The following is a 6,323-nucleotide window of genomic DNA, read 5'->3' as shown; positions in this document are numbered from 1 at the left end:
CGCATCTTAACTTTTATTGCCAAAATCACTTTGTAAATACGTGGATTCCATATACGGAATGGGGCAGCTCTGAGTTAGTCACGATGGCTAACTCGCGTGATCACCAAGCGATTCTGTCATACCGTAATTATCAACCAATAAATGTCTAATGGCCTAGCCAATAGTGGTTGGCTGCGGATAGACCACAATAAGAGACCTTCTATATGTGTTTGTCGTAAGCAATGTTTAATGACCGAAATGACAAAGCGAAGCAGATAACTTTGTTGTTCGAAAAGCATTGGCTACTCACGCAGCCAACAGGATGTAATAACCTATATTGATAGACGGAAGTTAAGAGTGCGCTTTAACGTACTTTTTAACCTTTTTCATAGCCATTTGACGCTTAAGTGGTGAAAGATAGTCAATAAACAAGTTACCCGACAAATGATCTATTTCGTGCTGCATTACGATAGCTAGAAACTCATCACTTTCGATGGTCATTGGTTTACCTTCGCGATCTAAAGCAGACACAACAACTGAAGTAAAACGCTCTACGTCGGCATAATAGTCAGGAACTGATAAACAACCTTCTTGGCCCAATGTTTTATCCGAGCCGCTAACCACTTCAGGATTAACCAAAACTAATGGTTCATCTCGACTTTCGGAAAGGTCAATAATAACAACGGCCTCTTTACGACCAACTTGAGTTGAAGCCAAACCAATACCATTGTCAGTCGCATATAACGTTTCCAACATGTCGTCTATTAATGTTTGTACCGTGGAGAGATCTTGCACCTTTTCCGCTTTGACCTTAAGCCTTGGATCTGGTGCAGTCAGAATTTCTAAAACTGCCATATTTTCCTTCTATTCTTGGAAGCTCATAACGCTTTCTATACGTCGACTGTCCGTATTTTATGGGCCAATAATGCCTTCTTTCTTTTTAACCTTCAACAATACCAACAGATATGACGGGGTAAATAGCCTTTGCATATAACTTGGACAACACATTGCTTCAGATAACCTTTCGTAGGGGAAAGCTCATGAACAGGTTGTAAATGAGTAAAAGGTCTAGATTACAATGGGGCAAAAACGTGTTTCAGATGATTGGTTTAAAGGTGATTGGTTTAAAGGTGTGATTGGTTTAAAGGTTCATGCTGGCTGCTATATGCTTGCATGTAGAGTCAGTATGAAGCCGACAGAGCAAAGCGGCGTCAGCTGGTTCTGTCACAAATCTAGTTAGGTTCGCGATTCTAAAGAGAGATATTTTTTCCTAGAACCTTATAAACTGTAGTCCTACTGCACTCTAACTCTTTACTGATCGCATGCTTGTTCATTCCTTGATCTGCAAGCTCTTGAATACGCGTATGAAGCGTCTTATTAGGAAATCGTCCAAGATGCCTCCCTTCAGAGCGAGCACGCTCTCTGCCTTCATTACAACGCTGTAATATTCGTTTTCTTTCCATTTCAGCAAACGCTGATATGGTCGTGTAAATAACTCTACCTACATCGCTATTGATATCTAAATCCCCCAAGTCATGAAACACCAAACCCGCTTTCTTTTGCGCTAGTTGATCGGCAATTTGCAAAGCATCGATGGTATTTCGAGCAATGCGGTCGACTTTGGTAACATGAATAACATCTCCTTCCCTTGCAAAATCCAGCAACAGGTTAAGCTGTTCTCTATCAGAGGATTTACCGCTCGCTTGCTCTTGGTAAATTTTTTCACAACCAAGACGTTTAAGTTGTTCAAGTTGAACATCGAGCGTTTGGTCTTGGGTGCTAACACGAGCATAACCAATTTTCATAAAATGGCCTAAAAGTGAACTTAAAGATAGTGATACACAAGTGTACATGTTCACTTTAAATTATAAAGACTAACTGAACAGTTATTCGATGATTGTGAGTAATGTCCATAAAGTTACACCTTAATGGACGGTTATCAAATGTATATCACTTAATCATTGCTGCAATGATTAGACTAAAACTAATGAATAAGAACGCTTAATACGGTATCCATTTGAAGATAGGTGAGGATTGTTTAAGTTAGGTGCTTCAGGTTATATCGAAGTTGCCCCCCAAAACATTGGAGTATGCGCAAGTATTAAAGAAGCCACTAAATAAAATGGGGAAATTGACTCTATTAAATAGAGTCAATATATCTAGTTAAATTCGTTCGTTTTTTACTAGAGACCAGTAATGAGCTCCTAAAACAGTCAGTTTACATGACTTTGAGTTCATCGCAGCGTAGTACATGTGATCTTCCCCTACAGGAACCACAAGGTTAATACGATTGAATTTTTGTAGTATGGCAAATTTATCCGTTTTTTCTTCTTCAGGCTTGTCTGAATCAGGTTCATAACTGGGGTCTAAATCCAATTCTCTATATGGATCTTGAAATAATTGCACTATTTTTTTGAGGTCAGATAAAACTATTGGAGGCTGTACCTTTCTCAAGGTAGTAAAATTTTTGACATTCGTTTTAAAAATAGGTCGCTGCTCCCATGGACCAAGAGATTGGTCTATGTGAGCATAAATGCTCCCAGGTGTAATATCTCCAACTAAGTTGGATGCGCCGCCACTCAAAGCATCTACGAATAAGCTAGTAAAAACACCAGCACCATTCTTCTCTTGAGCGTATTGAGTTTCGCTAGAAGCTGTTAAAATAGTAATCCCTTCCGCAAGAAGAGCATTGTTTCCGGTAGTCGGAGGTGTACCAGCTATTCCTGAATGACAACTGTCTAACACAATCACTTTACTCTTTGCAGGAGATTCATTTGCTAATTTAAGCAAATCAGTTAATGAAAAACCCTCGTCTCCATCTTCACATTCAGAAGTTATTAGATAACCCCCAGTGCTTTCGATATGGCCATGCCCAGCAAAATAAAAAAGAGCGATTTCACTATCATCTCGAAAAAGTTCTGTGACTTGGCTCTTAAGTTCTTTTCTAGACAGTGACGATTCTTCACTTGTTGAAGTAATTAGCTTAACCCCAAAGTTGGGGGGTTGCGCCCATTTCAGCGAAAAGTCCAATGTGAGCCTACAGCTCTTTATTTATAAGGGCTGTAGGGAATAGCTTATTTTCTAATATCCTTCTTAAGCCACCAGTTCGACCATGCTCTCCTCTCCCCAAGGCTCTAAGTTCTCAAGCAGTTTCTCTAGAACAATATTGTCTTTCTGAATAGTAATATGCCAGTAGCTCTAATCTAAGCGCACCCACTTGGAGAAGAAATAGGTGCATTTACTTCGAGAGATTTACCTTGGAACCACTTTCGCCATCCTGTAGTTTGCCTTGATACATGCCCAAGTTGTTCAGTCAAAACAACCAGAGCGCCATGAGGCAAGAATTTTAATTCCCAAGCTAACATTAATAAACTTTGTACAGTTTCTAAAAGTGCACTAAGTTCTAGTAATAAATTTAGGGCTCGCAATATTCCTTCGGGAGATTTTCCGTACAAATTAGCTTGAACAGAGTAACGAATACACTTCGTGAGTTCGTTGAGGATTTGTTCTCCTGTTGTAAAGCGAAATGCTTTGGGTAAGTGTTGATGTTGGTTCCAATACAATTTGTACAACTTTTGTAAATCATAGTAGAGACGATTATGACGAAACTCTTTATTCAAAATTCAAACCTTAAATATCACCATCAACTCGCAGCAGAGTTGCTGCAATGTGTAAAAACTTCGGGAAGCAGTCAACAAAAATCTGCTAACGCTTTAAAGTTCCCCAAACTATGCCATGAGCTGTCAACCGAAATATTAACTAATACATATCAACCTTATTCTTATCATCATTTTGCAATCACAGAACCTAAGCTTAGAGAAATATATGCCCCTGCATTTAGAGATCGCATAGCTCAAATGTGGATTGCACTACAATTGGCACCTATCATGGAAAACCGATTCATTGATGACACCTATGCTAATAGAAAAGGTAAAGGAACTCTTGCTGCTATTGCAAAAGTTCAAAAACTAATGCGCCAACCACGACATACTTGGGGGCTACAGCTCGACATTTACAGTTATTTCAATAGCATTAATAAAAGAGAGCTTCTAACGCAACTACACAATCTCATTGACAACTCAAAATTAAGCCCATTGCGCCAATATTGCCTAGCTAATCTGATAGAAAAGATCATAGAGCAGGATGCCACGAAGCTACAAAACGAGCGAACTGGAAACCAACACTTACTTAACCAAATCCCGTTCCATAAGAAACTACAGTTTAACAATACGGAACAGGTTGGGTTGCCCATAGGTAGCGTTACTAGTCAACTCTTCGGTAATTTTTACCTCAACAACCTTGACCACGAAATAAAACACTCACTGAAGGTTAAGGGGTACGTTCGGTATATGGATGATTTATTTATCCTATCTAATTCGCCTGAAAAATTGCAAGAATGGAAAGAACATATTGAATGGTATCTCACTTCTCGCCTGCAATTAAAATTACATCCTACAAAGGTGCATTTATCACCTATTGAGGAGGGGTTTGATTACTTGGGATTTCGTGTATTTCCCCATTATAAACATGTTCGCAAAACCACCATTTCATCATTGAAAGAGCGTTTGCGCTACTTTAATGCGATTCTAGACACTGGTGCGATTAGTGTCTTTTTAAAATCTAGACCAAGTCGAGGGAGATGGAGCAAGCATGCTATCCATTACGCACCACTTTACACCCAGCTAAAAGCTATGCAATCAACGATAAATAGCTATTATGGACTGCTTAGCCAAGCCAATCATTGTCAATTGAGAAAGCAAATATATCATAAAAATTTTGGCGAACTTAAACGTTATTTATTACCCAATAACTGTTATTACAATCACTTCACCATAAAGAAGGGTCTTCACTTTAATAAGATGGCTCCGGATACTTTATGTTGGCCTGAGACGCAGGATGCGTAGTTCGTGTTGCTCGGATTGTTGCTGTTGACGTTGCCATTGTTGAGGTTCACGTTGTAATAGTTAGAACCATCAGGAGTCGCCGACCAATAGTTGTTGTTGGTCGGCCAACCGCGCGCGTTTGCATTTATTGTTTAACTCGAAGTGTTGCCTTTCGACTCGCTTCCCTTGAATACCCATAAGGTCATAAATGCCGATAACATACCAGGGCCCACATGTTAACACCTTAACGTTAACATTCTCTGAGCACGACATTGTCGCTATGTACCCTGTTGATTTTCCGAGAACCATCTTATTAAAACGTTATATCGCTTGCTTGACAGCAATCAACAACCAATCTGATGAAGAGCTTGAAGCTTTCGTCATCATCACTTTATTGACGATTGCTTCGGGTAAAAATAATCGAACATATCGACGATTTAACAGATCGTCATCACAAGGGTTACAAGGTGATTTCTCTTCAATATCGTCCATTTGAGCACGCTGCTCTTGCCTCCAAGACTCCCACTCAGAAAAATCGATGATTATTTCTAACTCAATAACAGCCTCTGTACCTATGTCAATTCCAGCTTGCTTTAGTGATTCTATAGGAAGCCCACCATACAACACCTCTCTTCCATTCAATTTCTTAACCTTTTTCCTTAACACCTTCAATGTCGGTAATTGGTCCTGTTTAGATACCCACTGCTGCCAACCAAAGAGTGATTGCTCATAGAAACGTACAAACATCCCCTCTTTTATGCCAACAATACGTTGACTGCTTTCAATCAATGCTAATTTAGTTTCAATATTCACTTATCTTCCCCCCTTTAAAAAGTGCCAGATGCAACTCTGACACTTCAAAAACTAAAATTAAAAATTAAAAATTAAAAATTAAAACGTTAAACTCTAAACGCTCAACTTTAAGGATTTGAGACGCAGGATGCGTAGACCGTGTAGCTCGGATAGCCGCTGCTGACGTAGCCATCGTAGAGGTACACGCCGTAATAGCGAGAACCATCAGGAGTCGCCGACCAATAGACGGTGAAGGTCGGCCAACCGCGCGCGGTAAACATATCAAGAGATACGTCGTATAGCTCCACTTTTAACTCGTCTCTTGTCGCTAAACGCCAGTTAGTTCGTCCGCCGAGACTAAGGGTGTTGTAGGTAGTGCATAGTGCATTTGCGTTAATCCAGTTGAATTGGTAGAAATCACCACTTGGGCCGGAAGTTCCAGTTTCAGTGTAATCAGAGCTTGTAGCACTACCGCCAATGCTGTCTAGATAGGCCACTGATGGTGAATTGGTAAACAACTTACCGCTACCCGTATAAAAGATATCAATACATGTACCCGCCAAATCAGCACACACATTCACATCCACCGTATTACTGGTCACGCCATCTTTGGTGGCCGTGAGGGTCGTATTACCCACCTCAACCGCAGACAATAACCCAGTTGATGAC

9 protein-coding genes are annotated in these 6,323 nt (G+C 40.1%); 2 read left to right on the top strand and 7 right to left on the bottom strand.

What is annotated here, in order from left to right; genetic code table 11:
- Positions 1-330: 330 nt before the first annotated feature.
- Positions 331-834 carry a peptide deformylase gene (gene def / locus AB6E85_RS21645; RefSeq protein ID WP_016785410.1) on the bottom strand — a complete coding sequence of 168 codons (504 nt, stop codon included), beginning with the start codon at positions 832-834 and terminating at the stop codon, positions 331-333.
- A 223-nt stretch (positions 835-1,057) separates the two neighbouring features.
- On the opposite strand from def, the gene AB6E85_RS21640 reads away from it, so the two are divergent.
- The gene (locus tag AB6E85_RS21640) at positions 1,058-1,219 is read left to right on the top strand and encodes a hypothetical protein (protein ID WP_372144234.1); all 162 of its coding nucleotides are present in this window, start codon (positions 1,058-1,060) and stop codon (positions 1,217-1,219) included.
- 10 nt (positions 1,220-1,229) lie between these two features.
- On the opposite strand, the gene AB6E85_RS21635 is transcribed toward AB6E85_RS21640, so the two are convergent.
- The 3 genes from AB6E85_RS21635 to AB6E85_RS21625 all read right to left on the bottom strand — a co-directional run bounded on the left by AB6E85_RS21635 (position 1,230) and on the right by AB6E85_RS21625 (position 3,599).
- Positions 1,230-1,784: a recombinase family protein gene (locus AB6E85_RS21635; RefSeq protein ID WP_102483160.1), complete on the bottom strand. Its 555-nt coding sequence runs from the start codon at positions 1,782-1,784 to the stop codon at positions 1,230-1,232.
- Between the two features lie 358 nt (positions 1,785-2,142).
- The gene (locus tag AB6E85_RS21630) at positions 2,143-3,009 is read right to left on the bottom strand and encodes a caspase domain-containing protein (protein WP_372144232.1); all 867 of its coding nucleotides are present in this window, start codon (positions 3,007-3,009) and stop codon (positions 2,143-2,145) included.
- 173 nt (positions 3,010-3,182) lie between these two features.
- On the bottom strand, positions 3,183-3,599 hold the full coding sequence (locus tag AB6E85_RS21625) for a four helix bundle protein (RefSeq protein ID WP_372144230.1): 417 nt from the start codon (positions 3,597-3,599) through the stop codon (positions 3,183-3,185).
- Between AB6E85_RS21625 and AB6E85_RS21620 the strand changes: the two genes are divergently transcribed.
- A complete protein-coding gene (locus AB6E85_RS21620) occupies positions 3,579-4,883 on the top strand; it encodes a reverse transcriptase domain-containing protein (protein WP_372144228.1) in 1,305 nt (434 codons plus the stop codon). The two genes, AB6E85_RS21625 and AB6E85_RS21620, sit on opposite strands and share 21 nt — an antisense overlap.
- On the opposite strand, the gene AB6E85_RS21615 is transcribed toward AB6E85_RS21620, so the two are convergent.
- From AB6E85_RS21615 to AB6E85_RS21605, 3 genes are all read right to left on the bottom strand, one after another.
- Positions 4,826-5,011, bottom strand: coding sequence for an adhesion domain-containing protein (locus AB6E85_RS21615; protein WP_107686077.1), 186 nt, complete (start codon positions 5,009-5,011; stop codon positions 4,826-4,828). The two genes, AB6E85_RS21620 and AB6E85_RS21615, sit on opposite strands and share 58 nt — an antisense overlap.
- 172 nt (positions 5,012-5,183) lie before the next feature.
- Complete coding sequence (locus AB6E85_RS21610) at positions 5,184-5,675, bottom strand: hypothetical protein (protein WP_372144226.1); 492 nt, start codon at positions 5,673-5,675, stop codon at positions 5,184-5,186.
- 107 nt (positions 5,676-5,782) lie between these two features.
- The coding region (locus AB6E85_RS21605) for a DUF1566 domain-containing protein (RefSeq protein ID WP_372144224.1) at positions 5,783-6,323 on the bottom strand (541 nt) is incomplete at its 5' end.

Source organism: Vibrio sp. 10N.247.311.51, from assembly GCF_041467855.1.
Taxonomy (GTDB): domain Bacteria; phylum Pseudomonadota; class Gammaproteobacteria; order Enterobacterales; family Vibrionaceae; genus Vibrio; species Vibrio coralliirubri.
This window is presented reverse-complemented; position numbering and strand designations above follow the sequence as displayed.